19 protein-coding genes and 1 other RNA gene are annotated in these 15,768 nt (G+C 69.0%); 8 read left to right on the top strand and 12 right to left on the bottom strand.

The genetic code is table 11. The features are described from left to right. Positions 1-92 precede the first annotated feature (92 nt). Positions 93-962, top strand: a complete 870-nt coding sequence (locus D620_RS0110675; RefSeq protein ID WP_017665799.1) for a hypothetical protein — start codon at positions 93-95, stop codon at positions 960-962. On the opposite strand, the gene D620_RS0110670 is transcribed toward D620_RS0110675, so the two are convergent. Both D620_RS0110670 and D620_RS0110665 read right to left on the bottom strand, forming a co-directional pair. Next, complete coding sequence (locus tag D620_RS0110670) at positions 959-3,484, bottom strand: ABC transporter permease (RefSeq protein WP_017665798.1); 2,526 nt, start codon at positions 3,482-3,484, stop codon at positions 959-961. The genes D620_RS0110675 and D620_RS0110670 overlap by 4 nt on opposite strands. Then, positions 3,481-4,188 carry an ABC transporter ATP-binding protein gene (locus D620_RS0110665; protein WP_017665797.1) on the bottom strand — a complete coding sequence of 236 codons (708 nt, stop codon included), beginning with the start codon at positions 4,186-4,188 and terminating at the stop codon, positions 3,481-3,483. The genes D620_RS0110670 and D620_RS0110665 overlap by 4 nt, the downstream gene beginning before the upstream one ends. A 59-nt stretch (positions 4,189-4,247) precedes the next feature. On the opposite strand from D620_RS0110665, the gene D620_RS0110660 reads away from it, so the two are divergent. Further along, on the top strand, positions 4,248-4,994 hold the full coding sequence (locus D620_RS0110660) for an arylesterase (RefSeq protein ID WP_026092135.1): 747 nt from the start codon (positions 4,248-4,250) through the stop codon (positions 4,992-4,994). Between the two features lie 33 nt (positions 4,995-5,027). Continuing rightward, positions 5,028-5,156, top strand: coding sequence for a hypothetical protein (locus D620_RS16880; protein ID WP_017665795.1), 129 nt, complete (start codon positions 5,028-5,030; stop codon positions 5,154-5,156). Between the two features lie 37 nt (positions 5,157-5,193). On the opposite strand, the gene recF is transcribed toward D620_RS16880, so the two are convergent. After that, a complete protein-coding gene (gene recF / locus D620_RS0110650; RefSeq protein WP_017665794.1) occupies positions 5,194-6,282 on the bottom strand; it encodes a DNA replication/repair protein RecF in 1,089 nt (362 codons plus the stop codon). A gap of 233 nt (positions 6,283-6,515) precedes the next feature. Between recF and D620_RS16645 the strand changes: the two genes are divergently transcribed. Genes D620_RS16645 through D620_RS0110635 form a run of 3 tightly spaced genes read left to right on the top strand, consistent with a single transcriptional unit; the run spans position 6,516 to position 7,018 of the window. Next, on the top strand, positions 6,516-6,629 hold the full coding sequence (locus D620_RS16645; RefSeq protein ID WP_017665793.1) for a hypothetical protein: 114 nt from the start codon (positions 6,516-6,518) through the stop codon (positions 6,627-6,629). A gap of 30 nt (positions 6,630-6,659) precedes the next feature. After that, the gene (locus D620_RS16640; protein WP_017665792.1) at positions 6,660-6,773 is read left to right on the top strand and encodes a hypothetical protein; all 114 of its coding nucleotides are present in this window, start codon (positions 6,660-6,662) and stop codon (positions 6,771-6,773) included. A gap of 32 nt (positions 6,774-6,805) precedes the next feature. Then, positions 6,806-7,018 (top strand): PspC domain-containing protein, encoded by a 213-nt coding sequence (locus tag D620_RS0110635; RefSeq protein ID WP_017665791.1) that lies wholly within the window; start codon positions 6,806-6,808, stop codon positions 7,016-7,018. A gap of 22 nt (positions 7,019-7,040) precedes the next feature. Here D620_RS0110635 and D620_RS0110630 read toward each other — a convergent pair whose 3' ends face one another. The 5 genes from D620_RS0110630 to D620_RS0110610 all read right to left on the bottom strand — a co-directional run bounded on the left by D620_RS0110630 (position 7,041) and on the right by D620_RS0110610 (position 10,631). Further along, positions 7,041-7,823 (bottom strand): SDR family oxidoreductase, encoded by a 783-nt coding sequence (locus tag D620_RS0110630; RefSeq protein WP_081596579.1) that lies wholly within the window; start codon positions 7,821-7,823, stop codon positions 7,041-7,043. Positions 7,824-7,828: 5 nt separating this feature from the next. Further along, positions 7,829-8,389 carry an NUDIX hydrolase gene (locus D620_RS0110625; RefSeq protein ID WP_017665789.1) on the bottom strand — a complete coding sequence of 187 codons (561 nt, stop codon included), beginning with the start codon at positions 8,387-8,389 and terminating at the stop codon, positions 7,829-7,831. Positions 8,390-8,458: 69 nt separating this feature from the next. After that, positions 8,459-9,133, bottom strand: coding sequence for a TPM domain-containing protein (locus D620_RS0110620; protein ID WP_017665788.1), 675 nt, complete (start codon positions 9,131-9,133; stop codon positions 8,459-8,461). Between the two features lie 3 nt (positions 9,134-9,136). After that, positions 9,137-10,006 (bottom strand): TPM domain-containing protein, encoded by an 870-nt coding sequence (locus D620_RS0110615; protein ID WP_017665787.1) that lies wholly within the window; start codon positions 10,004-10,006, stop codon positions 9,137-9,139. Between the two features lie 22 nt (positions 10,007-10,028). Then, positions 10,029-10,631, bottom strand: a complete 603-nt coding sequence (locus D620_RS0110610; protein ID WP_017665786.1) for a LemA family protein — start codon at positions 10,629-10,631, stop codon at positions 10,029-10,031. Between the two features lie 171 nt (positions 10,632-10,802). Between D620_RS0110610 and mscL the strand changes: the two genes are divergently transcribed. Next, positions 10,803-11,225, top strand: coding sequence for a large conductance mechanosensitive channel protein MscL (mscL, locus tag D620_RS0110605; RefSeq protein WP_026092132.1), 423 nt, complete (start codon positions 10,803-10,805; stop codon positions 11,223-11,225). 138 nt (positions 11,226-11,363) lie between these two features. Next, positions 11,364-11,736, top strand: a transfer-messenger RNA (tmRNA) gene (gene ssrA / locus D620_RS16045). Between the two features lie 192 nt (positions 11,737-11,928). On the opposite strand, the gene D620_RS0110600 is transcribed toward ssrA, so the two are convergent. The 4 genes from D620_RS0110600 to D620_RS0110585 all read right to left on the bottom strand — a co-directional run bounded on the left by D620_RS0110600 (position 11,929) and on the right by D620_RS0110585 (position 15,726). Continuing rightward, on the bottom strand, positions 11,929-12,183 hold the full coding sequence (locus tag D620_RS0110600; protein ID WP_017665784.1) for a hypothetical protein: 255 nt from the start codon (positions 12,181-12,183) through the stop codon (positions 11,929-11,931). Between the two features lie 92 nt (positions 12,184-12,275). Further along, positions 12,276-13,526, bottom strand: coding sequence for an N-succinylarginine dihydrolase (locus tag D620_RS0110595; protein WP_017665783.1), 1,251 nt, complete (start codon positions 13,524-13,526; stop codon positions 12,276-12,278). Then, a complete protein-coding gene (locus D620_RS0110590) occupies positions 13,523-14,539 on the bottom strand; it encodes an arginine N-succinyltransferase (protein WP_017665782.1) in 1,017 nt (338 codons plus the stop codon). The genes D620_RS0110595 and D620_RS0110590 overlap by 4 nt, the downstream gene beginning before the upstream one ends. Further along, positions 14,536-15,726, bottom strand: coding sequence for a hydrolase (locus D620_RS0110585; RefSeq protein ID WP_026092131.1), 1,191 nt, complete (start codon positions 15,724-15,726; stop codon positions 14,536-14,538). Before D620_RS0110585 ends, D620_RS0110590 begins: the two co-directional genes overlap by 4 nt. Positions 15,727-15,768 lie beyond the last annotated feature (42 nt).

The raw sequence follows: 15,768 nt of genomic DNA, 5'->3' as shown, positions 1-15,768 counted from the left end.
AAGGGCGCCTTTCCCGTTGCAACAGGCGCTTGCACCATGCATCCTGCGTTCGCGCGGCAGCCCGGACCGGGGATGACCGCAGGGGGACAATCATGATCGATATCGGACGCGTGTTTGCGACCAGCTGGACGATGCTGCGCCAGCGGTTCTGGCTGCTGCTCGGCATGTTCGCGGTGTTCTTCGCGATCCAGATGGTGGGCTCGGTGGTGCTCGGGATCGTGATAGCGATCATGGGCACGGCGGGCGCGGTGGGCATCGGTGCGGGGCTTGACGATCCGGCCGCGGTGACGGGGATGGGGGTCGTGTTTTTCCTCGTCATGATGCTGTTCTATGCCGCCTATGCGGTGCTGGCGCTGGTCCAGCAGGCGGCGATGGTGACGATCGCCTCGCCGCTCGAGGAGCCCTCCTTCAGCTCCGCGATGGTGCGCGGTTTCAAGAGCGTGCTGCCCTTCATCCTCATCTCGCTGATCCTGGGGCTGGCCTATCTCGCGCTCGGCGCGGCGGTGCTCGCGGTGGCGGGCGTGGCCGGGCTCGGCGGCGGCACGGCCGGGAGCATCGTGGGCGTGTTGCTGGTTTTGCTGTTCATGCCGGCGGTGGTATATCTTGGCTGCCGGCTTGTGGTGCTGGTGCCGGTGGTGGCGGTCGACCAGGTGTGGGGTCCCGTCGCCGCGATCCGGCGCAGCTGGGCGGTGACCGAGGGCCGGGTGCTCGGCATTTTCCTGGCGATGCTCGCGCTCGTGGTGCTGACGCTGGTGATCTTCGGGCTGCCTTTCGGCCTCGTGTTCACCACCGCGATCAGCGCCGATCCGGCCTCGGGCCTGCCGCTCTTGATCCTGCTGCTGCCCTTCGTGCTGCTGCCGCTTTTCGTCATCTACGTGATGTTCGCCTCGACCTTCATCGCGGCGCTGCACAGCGAGGTGACCGGCGGCGGTTCGGAGCGGCTCGAAGAGGTCTTCGCCTAAAGCTCGCGCAGCGCGCGCGCCGGTTTCGCGCCCAGCAGCGGGAGCGATCCGGCGAGCGCGAAGCCCAGCACCAGCGCGGTGCCGAGGCCGAGCACACCGAGCACCTCGCCCCAGTCGGGCAGCCAGTCGAATGCGAACAGCCGGGTGACGATCACCCAGGCGAGCCCCCCGCCAAGCCCCAGCGCGACCAGCGCCAGGAGGCCGGCGAGGAGGCCGTATTCAGCCAGCTGCAACAGCAGGATCTGCCGCCGGCTCGCCCCGAGCACGCGCAGCATCACCGTGTCATAGGTGCGCGCCGCGCGCGCGGCGGCGATCGCGCCCATCAGCACCGCAAGGCCCGCCAGCACCGTCACCGCGGCGGCAGCGAGGGTCGCAAGGCTGACCTGTTCGAGCAGCTTCCTCGCCTCGACCAGAATGCCGCCGACTTCGATCACCGAGGATGAGGGCATTTCCTTCACCAGCGCGCGCAGCAGGCGGCCGCGCGCGGCAGGATCGGCGCCGTCGGGCAGGTCGATGGTCGCCGAAAGGTTGTGCGGCGCATCGGCGATCGCATTGCGGCTGAACACCAGCGCGAAGTTGAAGCCCATGCTCTCCCAGTCGATCTCGCGCAGGTTGGCGACCCGGGCGGTGCGTTCGACCCCGAGAATGCCGATGGTCAGATAGTCGCCGACCTTCAGGCCGACCGCCTCGGCAAAGCGCGCATCGACCGAAACCAGCGGCTCGCCCCGGTGGAGCGGGCTCCACCACTCGCCCGCGACGATGCGGTTGCCCTGCGGCAGACGGTCGGCATAGGTCAGCCCGCGCTCGCCGCGCAGGGCCCAGGCGCCATCGGGGATTTCCTTGAGGTCGGCGACCCGGGTGAGCTTGTCCTTGGGGCCATAGGCGAGCACCGCGCCGCGCAGCGTGGGGACGGTGCGGATGCCGGCCTTGGGAAACGCGCTCTGGATCAGCGTGAAGAAGCGCGGCTCCTTGGCGGGCGGCACATCGAGCACGAAATAATCGGGCGCCTCCATCGGCACGCGGCGGGCGATATTGCCGTCGATCGCGCTCTGCACCGCGGCGAGCAGCACGAAGGCGGCCAGCCCGAAGCCCAATGCGGTGACCAGCGCCCCGGTCGGCGCGCCGGGGCGGTGGATGTTGGCGATGGCGCTGCGCAGCAAGGGATTGCGCGGCCGCGGCAGGCGGCGGGCGAGGCGCTGGATGCCCCAGCCGATCCCGGCGAGCAGCGCCAGCGCCGCGCCTGCGCCGAGCAGAAACCCGCCCGACAGCAGCGGTTGCGCGGTGGTGGTGAGGGCCAGCGCGCAGACCCCGGCGATGCCGATCGCGGTCGCTGCCAGCGCGCGCCGGTCCCGCGCCAGCGGCACGATGCCTGAGCGCATCAGCGCCATCGCCGGGAAGGTCCGCGCCCGCAGCAGCGGCGCGGCGGCGAAGGCGAAGGCGACCAGCAGGCCGTAACTCGCCGCCAGCAGCAGCGCGGGGGGCGAAATGATGAAGCCGCTCTCGACCGGCAGCAGGCCTTCGAGGGCGCCCGCCAGCAGCGGGGTGACGAGCACGCCGGCGACCAGCCCCGCAAGGCTCCCCGCCAGCGCCGCGGCGCCGATCTGCATCGCATAGATGCGCACGATGTCACCCGAGGTCGCGCCCAGCACCTTCAGGGTCGCAATGCTCGCGCGGCGCTGGTCGAGATAGGAGGACACCCCGCCGGCAATCCCGATCCCCGCGATCACCAGTGCGGCGAGCCCCACCAGCGTCAGGAAATCGCTCATCTGGCGCACGAAGCGGTCCGCCCCGGGCGAGGCGCGGTCCCGGGTGCGGATGTCGAACCCGGCGGTGGGGAATTTCCGGGCGAGCGCCTCTTCCACCGCCGCAGGATCGCGCGCAGGATTGGCAAAGGCGATGCGGTGCTTGCTCTGGTAGAGCGCGCCCGGGGCGACGAGGCCGGCCTCGGCGGGGATGCCCTCGGCAACGATGATCGTCGGGCCGAGCTGGAAGCCTTCGGAAAGCCGGTCGGGCTCGTCCTTGATGATCCCTGCGGCCCGCAGCGTGACCGTGCCGACCTTGAAGCTCTCGCCCACCTTGATCCCGAGCCGTTCGAGCGCGGTGGCCGCGACCCATGCGTCCTTGCCCGCAGGCGCGCCGGCGCGGCGGCCATCGGCGAGGGTGAGCGTGCCGTACATCGGCCACTTGCCGTCGACCGCCTTCAGCTCGATCGGCGCGGCAGCCTCGGGCGTGCTGGCCATCGCCTGCATCCGGTAGCCGCTCGAGATGGTGCCGTAAGCGCCGAGCGCCTTCCTTTCGGCCGGGGTGAGGGTGCGCTGCCACACCTCGACTTCAAGGTCCCCGCCGAGCAGCGCCTGCCCGCTGGAGGCAAGCTGGCTCTCGATCGCCGCGGTCAGCGTGCCGATCGCGGCCAATGCGGCGGTGCCAAGGACAATGCACACCAGCAGCAGGCGCAAGCCCCGGAAGCGCGCGTTGAGATCGCGCCGGGCAATCGCCCATGCGGTCCTTGTCGGCAGGCTCATGCGCCAGCCGAAACCACAGGAGCGGTGTCCGAGACTATCCGGCCATCGGCCATGGTCAGCACCCGTTCGCAGCGTGCGGCGAGGGCGGCGTCGTGGGTGATGATCAGCAGCGTCGCCCCGGTCTCGGCACGGCGGGCGAGGAGCAGCTTGATGATCTCCTCGCCGGTCGCGGCATCGAGATTGCCGGTCGGCTCGTCGGCGAAGATCAGGCCGGGGCGCGGTGCGGTGGCCCGCGCAATGGCGACGCGCTGCTGCTCGCCGCCCGACAGCTGCGCGGGGTAGTGCCCGGTGCGGTGCGCAAGGCCGACCGCTTCCAGTTCGGCGAGCGCGCGGGGGGCGGCATCGGCCATCCCGGCCAGTTCCATCGGGGTGGCAACATTCTCGGCTGCGGTCATGGTGGGGAGCAGGTGGAAGGCCTGCAAGACGATCCCGATCCGCCCGCGCCGCGCCGCCGCAAGGCCATCCTCGCCCAGCGCCGCGAAATTGGCGCCCGCCACGTCAAGGCTCCCCCCGCTGGCGCGTTCGAGGCCCGAGAGCACCGCCATCAGCGAGCTCTTGCCCGATCCCGAAGGCCCGAGCAGCGCCACGACCTGCCCCTGCGGCACATCGAGATCGATCCCGCGCAGGATCGTCACCGGCGAAGCGGTGCCGCCGAGCGTCAGGGTGAGGTTGCGGGCGCTGATGGCGAGAGAGGGACTTGTCACAATTGTCCGATGGCATAGGTGGGGGGTGGCGACAAGCTACAGGTATGGAAGGCTGGCGGATGCACAAGCGCTCTTGGTCGATTATTGCTCTGGCAGGCGGCGCGTCGCTGGCGCTGGCGGGATGCTCCGACAAGGCCGGGGACGCCGCCAACGCCCCGGAAATGGCCGAGGACGGCCAGCCGGCGCTCCCCGCGGTTCCGGTGATGGGGCCCGAACGCAAGGTCATCGCTTTCGGCGACAGCCTGTTTGCAGGCTACGGCCTCGATGCGCGCGATGCCTATCCCGAAAAGCTCGAGAACGCCCTGCGCGCCAAGGGGATCAATGCCGACGTGATCAACGCCGGGGTCTCGGGCGATACCACTGCGGCAGGGCTCCAGCGGCTCGAATTCACCCTCGCCGCACAGGAGACGCCGCCGGCGCTGTTCATCCTCGAACTGGGCGGCAATGATCTGCTGCGCGGGCTGAAGCCTGACGAGACGAAGGCAAACCTCGGCAAGATGCTGGCGATCCTCAACCAGGAAAAGGTGCCGGTGCTGCTGATGGGGATGCGCGCGCCCCCCAATTACGGGCCGGAGTATCAGGCGGCCTTCGATGCGATCTATGCCGATCTCGCCAAGGAACATGGCGCGGCGCTGATCCCCTTCTGGCTGGAGGACATCTACCGCGAGCCGGCGCTGTTCCAGTCGGACAAGATCCACCCCACCGCCGAGGGGATCGAGCGGCTGGTGGCCGCCACGCTCGGGCAGGTGGAGAGCGCGCTGCCGCCCGCGTCCGGCGCTTCGCCTGCCATGCCCGCACCGCGCTGACCGGGGCATTTTCCTACACGGGTGTGCGGCGCTATGACGGGCGGGCTCTTTCGCATTGTCGAGGCGATCATCCCGCTTGCAGCTGGCGGCGGCGCGCACGAAATCTGTGTGAACTTCGATTTCGGCCTTCAAGCCGCTGAATGCATTGCAGAAAGCCTGTAGGATTGCGCATTTTGCAATATGAACTTCGTGAACTTCGCTAGAGAGGCTCCACGCCCCCGCCCGAAACCCGCCACACCGCCGCCTCGCTGCGGATGGCATCGAAGGGGGCAAGCTCGGTGCCGGTCATCCATACCTGCGCGCGGCCTTCCCTGAGGCGCCGGAACAGCTCGGCGCGGCGGACCGGATCGAGGTGGGCGGCGACCTCGTCGAGCAGCAGCACGGAAGGGCGGCCGGCGGCGGCGAGGATGCCGTGGGCCAGCGTGATGGCGATCAGCATCGCCTTCTGCTCGCCGGTCGAACAGGCGGCGGCGGGGTGGCCGGTGGAGGCCATGCGCACCTCAAGCTCGTCGCGCTGGGGCCCGGTCAGTGCGCGGCCTGCGGCCCGGTCGCGCGGGCGGGCGCGGGCGAGTTCGGCGCGCAAGGCAGTCTCGTCCGCCGGGCCGCCGGGACGATAGGTCAGGGCTGGCCGTGCGAAGGGTTCGGGCGGGAGGGCGGACAGCTCGTCGGCGAGGCGCGCCACCAGCTCGCCCCGGGCGCGGGTGACGGCGGCGCCGTGATCGGCGGCCTGGGCCTCGACCGCATCGAGCCAGCGCGGGTCGCCGCCGCTGTCCAGCAGCTTGCCGCGTTCGCGCAAGGCGCTCTCCAGCGCATTCACCCGGCGCGCGTGATCGGGGGCGAGGGCCAATGCCATGCGGTCCATGAACCGCCGCCTTGCGCCCGCGCTGTCGGTGAACAGGCCGTCCATCGCCGGGGTGAGCCATGACAGGGCGAGCCACTCGGCAAGGCTCGCGGCGGTGGCGGGCGCGCCGTTGACGCGCACCAGCCGCCGTCCGGGGCTGCCGGCCTCGGTATAGGTGCCGATCCGCGCCGAGACCGTGCCCGCCTCGGTCAGGCTCGCGCCGATCGCGAAGGGCAGGGGGGCAGCGCCCGGCGCGGTGCGGCGGGCGAGGTCGGCGAGGTTCGCGCGGCGCAATCCGCGCCCGGGGCCGAGCAGCGACAGGGCTTCCAGAAGGTTGGTCTTGCCCGCCCCGTTCTCGCCCACCAGCAGGTTGAAATGCGCGGTTTCGGCGAGCGTGGTCGCGGGGTGGTTGCGGAAGTTTTCAAGGCTGATGCGGCTGAGGCCCATGGCAGGCGCGGGGGTAGCGGGAGGGCGGCGTTTTGGCCAGTGCGGCGGGCGCAAAATCGCCGATCCCGATACTTGGGAAAAATTCCCAAGCTTTCGTTCGGGTGAACGGCGCACTTGCGGGGCGAAAGGTGCGGAACCGCAGAAATCCGCCGTTTTTCAAGTTTGGCACGACCCGTGCAAAGTATCCGGCATCCCCGGGACAGCCCCGGCAACACAGCAACAGGAGACACACAATGTACGCCAACGAAACCTCCAGCCGCCTCTTCGCCGCCGCCTTCTCGGTCGTGATCTCGGCCGCCTTCTTCGCCTACGCCATCATCCCCGCCAGCCCCTCGCTGACCGCCTGACCCGCCCACTCTGACCAAGGACCAAGACCCATGTTCGGACAAGACAACACCGCCCGCCTTGCTTCTGCCGCTTTCGCTGTCATCCTGACGGTTGCCAGCTTCGCCTATGCGATCCTCCCCGTCAGCCCCTCGCTGATGGCCTGATCGCCTCTCGTTTTCACAGGAGTTCGACCACCATGAACGATATCAGGAATTCGGGCAGCACCCCGCCGAGCCGCAGCTTCCGCCTCGACAAGGGCAATGCCAGGCTTGCGGGCGTGTGCTCGGGGATCGGCAACTACTTCGGCATCGACCCGCTGCTGGTGCGCGCCGGCTTCGTGATTGCCACGCTGGTCGGTTTCGGCAGCCCGGTGCTGATCTACGCCGCAATCGCGCTGATCGCGGATTGAGGGGGGAGCAATCCCCCCTCCCTCACATCGCCGAGATGCCGCCATCCAGTTTCAGCTCGGCGCCGGTCATGAAGCGGCTTTCATCGCTCGCCAGATAGAGCACCGCGTTGGCGATGTCGTTCGGCTCGCCGACGAACTTCAAGGGAATCTGCCGCGCCAGCTTCTCCATCAGCACCGCCTTGTCGAGCGCGTGCGCTTTTGCGGTGCCATCGAGGATCGGGGTGTCGACAAAGGTCGGGTGGACCGAATTGCAGCGGATCTGCATCCCCTTCTTCGCGCAGTGGAGCGCGATCGACTTCGACAGCATCCACACCGCCGCCTTGCTGGCGTTGTAGGCGGGCATGGTGTCGCTCGCGATCAGGCCGGCGATCGAGGAGATGTTGATGATCGAGCCCGGCGCATGCTCGCGCATCAGCGGCAGCGCCTTCTGGCAGCCGTGGAAGATCGAGTTGACGTTGATGTCGAAGCAGCGCTGCCAGTCGCCGAAGTCGCAGGCCTCGATATTGCCGGGCACGCCGATCCCGGCATTGTTGACGAGGACGTTCAATCCGCCGAGCTGTTCGCGCGCGGCATCGACGGCGGCGTCCCACTGGTCGGGGCTGGTCACGTCATGCGCCATGCCGAAAGCGGTGCCTTCGCCCAGCTCGGCGTTGATGATCGCGGCGGTTTCCTCTGCGCCCGCACCGTTGATGTCGGTCGCCAGCACCCGCGCGCCTTCCTGCGCCAGAGCAATGCAATGCGCGCGGCCGAGGCCCTGCGCAGCCCCCGTCACGAGGGCCATCTTGCCCGCTACACGTCCTGCCATATCTGTCATTCCTCTCCCAAATATCCCGGCGTCAGAAGCATCGCGATCCTGACATCGACCGCGTGGCCGGCGCGCCGCCACTCGGCCACAAAGCGTGAAAGATCGCGCAGCGCAACCCGGTGGACGATGATGTTCTCGTCTTCCGTCCCGCCGCCCTCGCTCACCCGTTCGAGCGCCGTGGCCTTGAGCAGCGTGAAGCTTTCCGAGACCATGCCCGGCGAGGAGTAGAATTCGCCCAGCACCTCGAGCCTGCCGGCGCGGTAGCCGGTTTCCTCCTCCAGCTCGCGCGCGGCGGCAGCAGTGGCTTCCTCGCCTTCGCCGCCCGCATCGTCGCCGACCAGTCCTGCGGGGATCTCGAGGCTGAAGCGCCCCAGGGGCACGCGGTACTGGCTGACGAGGATCACGTGGCGGGTGCCATCGGGGTCATCGTCCAAGGCAATGATCGCCGCCGCGCGGATGCCGCGCGCGCGGCCGACATATTCCCAGCGCCCCCGCGTCCTGGCGGTGATGAAGCGGCCCTCCCACTGCACGATCTCGGGCAGGTCGGCGTCGCGGTCTTTCTGCAAGGGGGGCTCCGTCGGCTGGGGGAGGGCAGGGAGCGCCCTTCGACAGGCTCAGGGCATCAAGGTCAAGGCCTAAACCTCGATCAGCCGGTCGGGCAGCTCGTTCACGTCACCCGCCCCCCGCGGGAAATGCTCGGCGAGAATAAAGCCCACATCGCTAATGCCGACTGCGAGCCCTTCGGCGATCGCGCCCTTGCGGATCTGGGCGAGCATGTCGCCCATCGCCTCGCCCCACACCTCGGCCGGGACTTTTGCCGCGATGCTTTCATCGGCGACGATTTCGGCGCGGCGCTCGCGCATCGAGAGGTAGATGAGCACGCCGGTGCGCCCCGTGGTGCGGCGCTCGGCACCGACCCTGAACTGGCGCACCGCCTGATTGTGGACGCGGATCGTCTTCACCGGGCCGGGCACCAGCAGCCATTTCAGCGGCTGCCATTGCTGGACCAGCCACACTCCGAGGAATTTCACGAGGCCCAGCGCGATCACCATGCTGGCGATCTCGCCGCTCGTCCATTCGTGGCCCCAGCCGCCGGTCATGGCGTCCCACGCTTCGAGGAAGGGCGCGGGGAAAGCCGCAAACACGCTCATCGCGGTGAACGCCGCGCCCGCCGCCCACAGCAGCGCGACATCGGTATAGCCGTCCGAGCTGTCCGCGAGCACGGTGACGATCTCGCCCGAGGTCGCGCCCTCGGCCGCGGTCACGGCGTCGCTGACCAGCTGGCGGCCGGCATCGTCCATCATCGCCATCGCCTACCAGCTCCCCCCGGCGCCGCCACCGTTGAAACCCCCGCCGCCGCCGCCGAAGCCGCCGAAGCCGCCGCCTCCGCCGCCGCCCCAGTCACCGCCGCCGCCGCCGCGGCCTCCGCCGCTGTTGATGAGGCCGCGGGCGATCGCGCTGCCCACTTCCCACAGGATCACGTCGCGCGCCGTATCGCCAAGATCGCGACTGCCCCACGGGCCTGCCCCGCGCGAACGATAGCGCCGCCGCCGGCCGCGGCTGGCGATGATCGGCAGGATGAAGAAGAAGAACATGAAGGCGAGCCAGATCAGCACGCCCACCGGAAAGCCGCCCTCGTCGCTGCTGTTGCGCTTGGCTGCCGCCTCGGCCTCGGCGATCGCCTTGGCATCGGCGGGCGAGAGGTTAAGCCGCTCGATCATCTGGTCGGTGGCTCTGGCAATGCCCCCGCCGAAGTCGCCCTCGCGGAAGGCCAGGCGCAGGGTGGTGCGGACGACCTGGCCGGTGAACAGATCGGTGAGCCGGTCCTGCACCCCGCGCGCGGTGGTGATCCACATCTCGCGTTCGTTGGGCGCGATCAGCAGCAGCACGGCCTCCTCGGTTTCCTTGCCGCCGAGGTCCCACGCCTCGGCAAGGTCGCGCGCGTAGGTCGCCGGATCCTGCCCCTCGAGCGAGCTGACCGTCGCCACCGCGATCACCCGCCCGGTCGCCTTGGTATAGGCGCGCAGCTTGGCATCGAGCGCGGCCTCGTCGGGTTCAGGGATGATCCCGGCCTGATCCAGCACCGGCCCGTCGGGGCGCGCGGGCAGGGTCTGGGCCGCCAGCGGCGCCGCGACAAGCGCGAGCAGCGCCCAGCACAGGGCGAGAAGATGGCGCAGGCTCACGGCCGGCTCCCGGGCCCTGCCCTTATGCCGGCGCGTCGAAATTGACCTCGGGCGCCTCGTCCGCGCCGGGCTTGGCCTTGAAGCCCTGCATCGGCTTGGCGCCATGGATGATGTTGGCGCCGATGCTGTCGGGGAAGGTGCGGATCGTGGTGTTGTAGTCTTGCACCGCGGCGTTGTACTTGGTGCGCGCGTTGTCGATGCGGTTCTCGGTCCCCTCGAGCTGGTCCTGGAGCGCGAGGAAGCCCTCCTGGCTGCGCAGCTGCGGATAGTTCTCGGTCACCGCCAGCAGCCGCGAGAGGGTCGCGCCGACTTCGCCCTGGGCCTGTTCGAAGGCCTGGAACTTGGCCGGATCGTCGAGATCGTCGGCCGAGATCTGCACCGCGGTGGCGCGCGAGCGGGCGTTGATCACGTCCTCGAGGATCTTGCCTTCCGAGGCGGCCGCGCCCTTCACGGTCGAGACGAGATTGGGGATGAGATCGGCGCGGCGCTGGTAGGCGCTCTCCACATCGGCCCACTTGGCCTTGGCGGCCTCCTCCTTGGTGGGGACCGAGTTGATCCCGCAGGCCGCAAGGCTGAGCGCGGCAGCCGCCGCCAGCGCGCCGCGCAGCATGGTGGTGAAGTTCATCGCGTGGGTCCCTCCTCGAGCGGCGGGGTCTGGCCCTGCCGGAATGTCTGTATTGCGCATATAGCACACCTCTGGCCCCGTTCAAGCGGTGGACGGCACACGCCCCGCGTCTTGGCAGGGCTGCGGGGCGGTGCCAGACAGGGTTAACCGCCAAAAACAATGGGGATCATCATGCTGTCGGAATTCCGGGCCTTCATCGCCAAGGGCAATGTCATGGACCTCGCGGTCGGCGTCATCATCGGCGCGGCCTTCGGGACGATCGTCAAGTCGCTGACCGATGACATCATCATGCCGCTGATCGGCTGGGTGTTCGGCAGCGTCGACTTCTCGGACCGCTACATCATCCTGTCGGGCGACGTGATCGAGGGCGCCCCGCTCGAGGCCGCGCGCCAGGTCGGCGCCAACGTGCTGGCGGTGGGGGCGTTCGTCTCGACCATCATCAACTTCGTGATCCTGGCCCTCATCATCTTTCTGATGGTGCGCTATGTGAACAGGGCGAGCGCGAGGCTCGCCAAGCCCGAAGAGCCCGCCGCCCCCGCCGGCCCGACCGAAATCGAGCTGCTGGCCGAGATCAGGGACGCGCTGAAGAAGTAGAAGATTTCCCCCCTCCCGCTTGCGGGAGGGGTCGGGGGTGGGCAAGCGAACCGTCGCGCAGGCCCACCCCGCTGCGACTAAGCCCCGGATCAAGTCCGGGGCAAGTCTCGCCCCCCTCCCGCAGGCGGGAGGGGGGATACACTTCACATTCAGGATTTCAGCGCTATATCCACCCGCGCCGGCCTCGGCCGGCTATGGCGATAAACTGCTGCGTGCAATAGATGCAACGGACCCGGGGGCAGTACCCGGCGGCTCCACCATCTGAGCTCACGGTCGACACGCGTGAAGCGTGCCGACCGAGCGGCTCAGCTGGAGGGGCCGAACCAGGATCGACGTGTGTTGAAAGACGTAGTTTTTGCCCGGGCTGAGTAACCCGCATAAGGCTCACAACCAATAAGTGCCAACGACAACGAAGCACTTGCTCTCGCCGCGTAATGTGACGGCTTAACGGCCTGAATTTACAACGCTACGAGCACGGTTCGGACCGAACCGGGTAACAGAATCGGAAACCGGGCGCCCGGGGGAGCGTAGCAACAGAATCCCCCACCTTTCGGCCGAGGGAGAGCGCAAGCTGGCCGATCCGGGCAACGGTCCTCGCCCCCCTTCACAAGGGCGCGGGCGTAGCAACAGAAACCCCCACCTTCCTGCGATGGATGGTGATCAGAGCTGCCGGTCACCGGCCGGGCGGTGGCTTTGTGTGAACCTAATCCGGCTGGGCAAGGCGCGCCGCGCGCAGTTCGGCCACTTCGCTCTCGAGCTTCAGGCAATCGAGGATCTTCGCCCCCGCCAGAAACACCGCGCCGGTCGTCGCTAGGAACAGGAGCTTGCCGCCGAAGCCCGGGTATTCGTGGAGATAGACCATGCCCCGCGCGCTCGATCCGAGGGCGAGGGCGTAGATGATCAGGAACGCCTCGAAGCGGTTCTTGATCACGAATAGCCGTCCCAGCTTGCGCAGCATAGCGTTCCTCAACCCGTGGGCGGCCCGCCGGATGCTGAGTCGCCTTTACAATGAAGTAACCTTACGCCTGCCGGCCCGCATCGCCAAATGCGTTAACCAAGCTGTGCCAGATCGAGCGCGTCGAGCAGGGCGAGCCGTGCAGCGATCACGCTGTCCGCGAGGGTCTGCGTCCCGATATCGGACGGGTCGATCTGCAAAGGCCAATGCGCAGCGATGGTGCGCTCCAGCAGATCGGCCTTGGCTTCGCCCAGCAGGAAGCGCGGATCGACCGTGGCCGGATCGCACACCACGCGCAGGCGCAGGCAGGCAGGTCCCCCGCCATTGGCCATCGACTGGCGGACGTCGACCGGGATCACCTGCCGGATCGGGCCGTTTCCGGCGAGCATCGCTTGCGCCCAGCCCCACACGGCGGGGCTTTCGCGGCATTCCTCGGGGACGATCAGCGCCATCTCGCCGCCCGGCAGGGTCAGGAGCTGGGCGTTGAACAGATAGGTGCGGATCGCCTCTTCCAGCGACACGGCGGAGGAGGGCACCTCGACCACCTCCAATGCAGGGAAGGCCTTGCGGATCGCCTCATAGGCCCCCTGCTGGTCGGCGAAGGCCTCGGCATGGGTGAAGAGCACGCGGCCGTTCGCCACGGCGACCACGTCATTGTGGAAAGCGCCCGCCGCGATCGCCTCGGGGTTCTGCTCGATGAAGACGGTGCGCGCGGAATCAAGCCCGTGGGCGCGGGCGACGAGGCGGCTGGCCTGTTCGTGCTGGCGCGCGGGGAAGCGGCCACCCGGCCTGCCATAGACGAACACCTCGACGCCTTGCCGCTCATGGCTCTCGCACAGCCGCATGTGATTGGCCGCGCCCTCGTCGCCGAAGGTGGGGGGCACGGCATCGTGCACTGCGAAGTGCCGCGTGTCGCCGAAAGCGATCCTGAGCTGGGCCTGCGTATCGGGCCATTCCTGCGCACGGTGGAGCATGGTGACGAGGTTCGCCGGCGTCAGGTGGCAGCGCCCGTCCGCGGTGTCGGGGGCGGGCGAGACAGTCGCGGCATTGGCGGTCCACATCGCAGAGGCCGACCACGGCGCGGCGCGCAGCTGCGGCGGCTCTGTGCCGTCGAGCGCAAGCGCCTGCCGCAAGGCCCCGTTGGGGCGCGGCAGCGGCAGCAGGAAGCCCTGCACGCCCAATCGCGCAAGATTGCCGCGCATCTTCGCCACGCCCTGCAAGGCGGCGGCGCGCGGGTAGGAGGGATCGCCCGCATGGCCCTGGCTGGCGATATTCCCGAGGCTCAGCCCCGCATAATTGTGCGAGGGGCCGACGATCCCGTCGAAATTGATTTCGGCAAGGCTCATCGTGCCACACTCCACACCGCGTCGCCCGCGCACACGTCGAGGAGGTCCGCACTCGCCGAATCGATCGCGATGCCGCCCGCCCCGTCCATCACCCGCGCGCCGAAGCAGGCGCGGAAGGTGCCGAGATGGCCGGTGGCAAGGATCGCGCGCTCGCCCTCGGCGACGTCGAGCGCGGTGACCTTGGCGTGGGCTGCGTTCCTGACGCTGGTGACACTGTCGGTCCAGGCGGTCATCGTCGGCCCGCCATCGAAGATGTCGACATAGCCATCGTGGCGGAAGCCTTCGCCCTCGAGCATCCGCATCGCCGCGCGCCCCGTCGGGTGGGGGACGCCGATGACGCTGCGCGCATCCTCGCTCAGCATCGCGATATAGACCGGGTGCTTGGGCATCAGGTCGGCGATGAACTGGTTGCCGTTGATCGCGTTGAAATAGTCCGCCTCCTGGAAGCCCATCCCGAAGAAGCGCCCCGCGACCCCGTCCCAGAAGGGCGATCCGCCGCGTTCGTCGATGATGCCGCGCAGCTCGGCAAGGATGCGGTCGGCAAAGCGCGGCCGGTGCATGGCGACGAACAGATAGCGCGAGCGGGCGAGCAGCAGGCCGAAGCCTCCGGCGCGCTCGCCCGGGTGGAGGAACAGCCCGCCGACCTCGCTCGACCCCTCAAGGTCGGTGACGAGGCTGAGCAGTTCCGCGCGCACGGTGCGGTCCAGTTCCTGCGAATACTGGGTCAGCGTGTTGAGGCGGTAGGAATAGAAGGGCCAGCGCTGCCCGACCTGGGTCATCAGCTGGCAGGTGCCGCGCACCGCGCCGTTGCGGGCGTTTTCGAGCACCAGCACGAATTGCTCGTCGGCCAGCGTGTCCTGCGGCCTCGCGAAGGCGGCCTCGGCGCGCTCGAGCTTGGCCTTCAATGCCGCGCGGTCGGGCGGCAGGTTGGTGAACCCCCCGCCGGTGAGCTTGGCCATTTCGTAAAGCGCTTCGAGATCGGCGGGGCGCGCAGGCCGGAGGCGAAAGGTCACTGGAGGGCTCCCTGAGCGAGACGCTCGATGACGCGGGCGCTGAGTGCCGCGCGTTCGGCAAGGCTGGGGACGATCAGATACTCGTCCGGCGAATGGATCGCGCCGCCGCGCACCCCCATGGTGTCGACCACCGGGACGCCGCAGGCAGCGATATTGTTGCCGTCGCACACCCCGCCCGAGGCTTGCCAGCGGATCGTCTGGCCAAGCTCGGCGCCGCATTGGCGCACGAGATCGAACAGCGCCTGCGCGCGCGCATCGACCGGCTTGGGCGGGCGGGTGACCCCGCCGTGGCGGTGGGCGGCAATGTCGTGTGCGGCCGCGATGCTGCGTAGCAAAGCGTTGAGATGATCGTCGAAGGCCTCGGCGGCGGCGGTGGTCCGGGGGCGCACGTTGAAGCGCAGCACGGCCGTGTCGGGCACGACATTGTTGGCCGCCCCGCCTTCGAGCCTCGCGGGATTGATGGTGATCTCGCCCGTCTCCAGCGCCTTCAGCCGCAGGATCAGGTCCGCCGCCGCGACGATCGCGTTGCGCCCCTCGTGCGGATTGCGCCCCGCGTGGGCGCTCTTGCCGGTGACGGTGATCGAGTAGTTGCCCGTGCCCCCGCGATCGTGCGCCAGCGTGCCATCGGGGAGCGCTGCGGGTTCATAGGTCAGCGCCGCGAGCTTGCCCGCCGCGAGTTCCGCGATCAGCGCGGCGCTGGCGAGCGAGCCGGTCTCCTCGTCCGAATTGATGAGCACGTCATAGCCCAGCGCCGAGGCGTGGGCGGTGCCTTCGAACGCCAGCAGCGCGTGGAGCATCACCGCGATCCCGCCCTTCATGTCGGCGACACCCGGCCCGTTCAGCGTCTCGCCGTCGAGCCAGGTCTGGCGCTGGAAGGGGTGATCGGCCGGGAACACCGTGTCCATGTGCCCGGTCAAGAGGATGCGCCGGTTCGCCTGCGGGCGCACGCGGACAACCAGATGCTGGCCGTGGGGCTTCTCGTAAGCCGAGCCATCGGCGGCGATCGCGGTGACGGGGGCAGGGTCGACCAGTTCCACCGTGCCCGGGAGCGCACCGAAGGCCTCGGCCAGCATCGCGGCCTGCTCGCCAAGGCCTGCAAGGTTCGCGGTGCCGGTGTTGAGCGCGCTCCATGCCTGCACCTGCGCCAGCATTTGCGCGCTGTCGATTGTCGCTCTCGTCCCGTCCATCCCCACCCTCTAGCCGCGCCAGCGCGCGGGGCCAAGGCGTTG

The sequence above is a fragment of the Porphyrobacter sp. AAP82 genome (genome assembly GCF_000331285.1).
In the GTDB taxonomy this organism is placed as follows: Bacteria; Pseudomonadota; Alphaproteobacteria; order Sphingomonadales; family Sphingomonadaceae; genus Erythrobacter.
The sequence above is the reverse complement of the archived record's forward strand: the minus strand, read 5'-3'. Positions and strand labels throughout refer to the sequence as shown.

Bases quoted from the DNA above. Each gene is read 5' to 3' on its own strand.
- mscL (WP_026092132.1), top strand. From the start codon at position 10,803: ATGCTGTCGGAATTCCGGGCCTTCATCGCCAAGGGCAATGTCATGGAC.
- D620_RS0110660 (WP_026092135.1), top strand. From the start codon at position 4,248: ATGCACAAGCGCTCTTGGTCGATTATTGCTCTGGCAGGCGGCGCGTCG.
- D620_RS0110620 (WP_017665788.1), bottom strand. From the start codon at position 9,133: ATGGCGATGATGGACGATGCCGGCCGCCAGCTGGTCAGCGACGCCGTG.
- D620_RS0110635 (WP_017665791.1), top strand. From the start codon at position 6,806: ATGAACGATATCAGGAATTCGGGCAGCACCCCGCCGAGCCGCAGCTTC.
- D620_RS16645 (WP_017665793.1), top strand. From the start codon at position 6,516: ATGTACGCCAACGAAACCTCCAGCCGCCTCTTCGCCGCCGCCTTCTCG.
- D620_RS16880 (WP_017665795.1), top strand. From the start codon at position 5,028: ATGACGGGCGGGCTCTTTCGCATTGTCGAGGCGATCATCCCGCTTGCA.
- D620_RS0110675 (WP_017665799.1), top strand. From the start codon at position 93: ATGATCGATATCGGACGCGTGTTTGCGACCAGCTGGACGATGCTGCGC.
- D620_RS0110610 (WP_017665786.1), bottom strand. From the start codon at position 10,631: ATGAACTTCACCACCATGCTGCGCGGCGCGCTGGCGGCGGCTGCCGCG.
- D620_RS16640 (WP_017665792.1), top strand. From the start codon at position 6,660: ATGTTCGGACAAGACAACACCGCCCGCCTTGCTTCTGCCGCTTTCGCT.
- D620_RS0110670 (WP_017665798.1), bottom strand. From the start codon at position 3,484: ATGAGCCTGCCGACAAGGACCGCATGGGCGATTGCCCGGCGCGATCTC.
- D620_RS0110585 (WP_026092131.1), bottom strand. From the start codon at position 15,726: ATGGACGGGACGAGAGCGACAATCGACAGCGCGCAAATGCTGGCGCAG.
- D620_RS0110600 (WP_017665784.1), bottom strand. From the start codon at position 12,183: ATGCTGCGCAAGCTGGGACGGCTATTCGTGATCAAGAACCGCTTCGAG.
- recF (WP_017665794.1), bottom strand. From the start codon at position 6,282: ATGGGCCTCAGCCGCATCAGCCTTGAAAACTTCCGCAACCACCCCGCG.
- D620_RS0110630 (WP_081596579.1), bottom strand. From the start codon at position 7,823: ATGGCAGGACGTGTAGCGGGCAAGATGGCCCTCGTGACGGGGGCTGCG.
- D620_RS0110595 (WP_017665783.1), bottom strand. From the start codon at position 13,526: ATGAGCCTTGCCGAAATCAATTTCGACGGGATCGTCGGCCCCTCGCAC.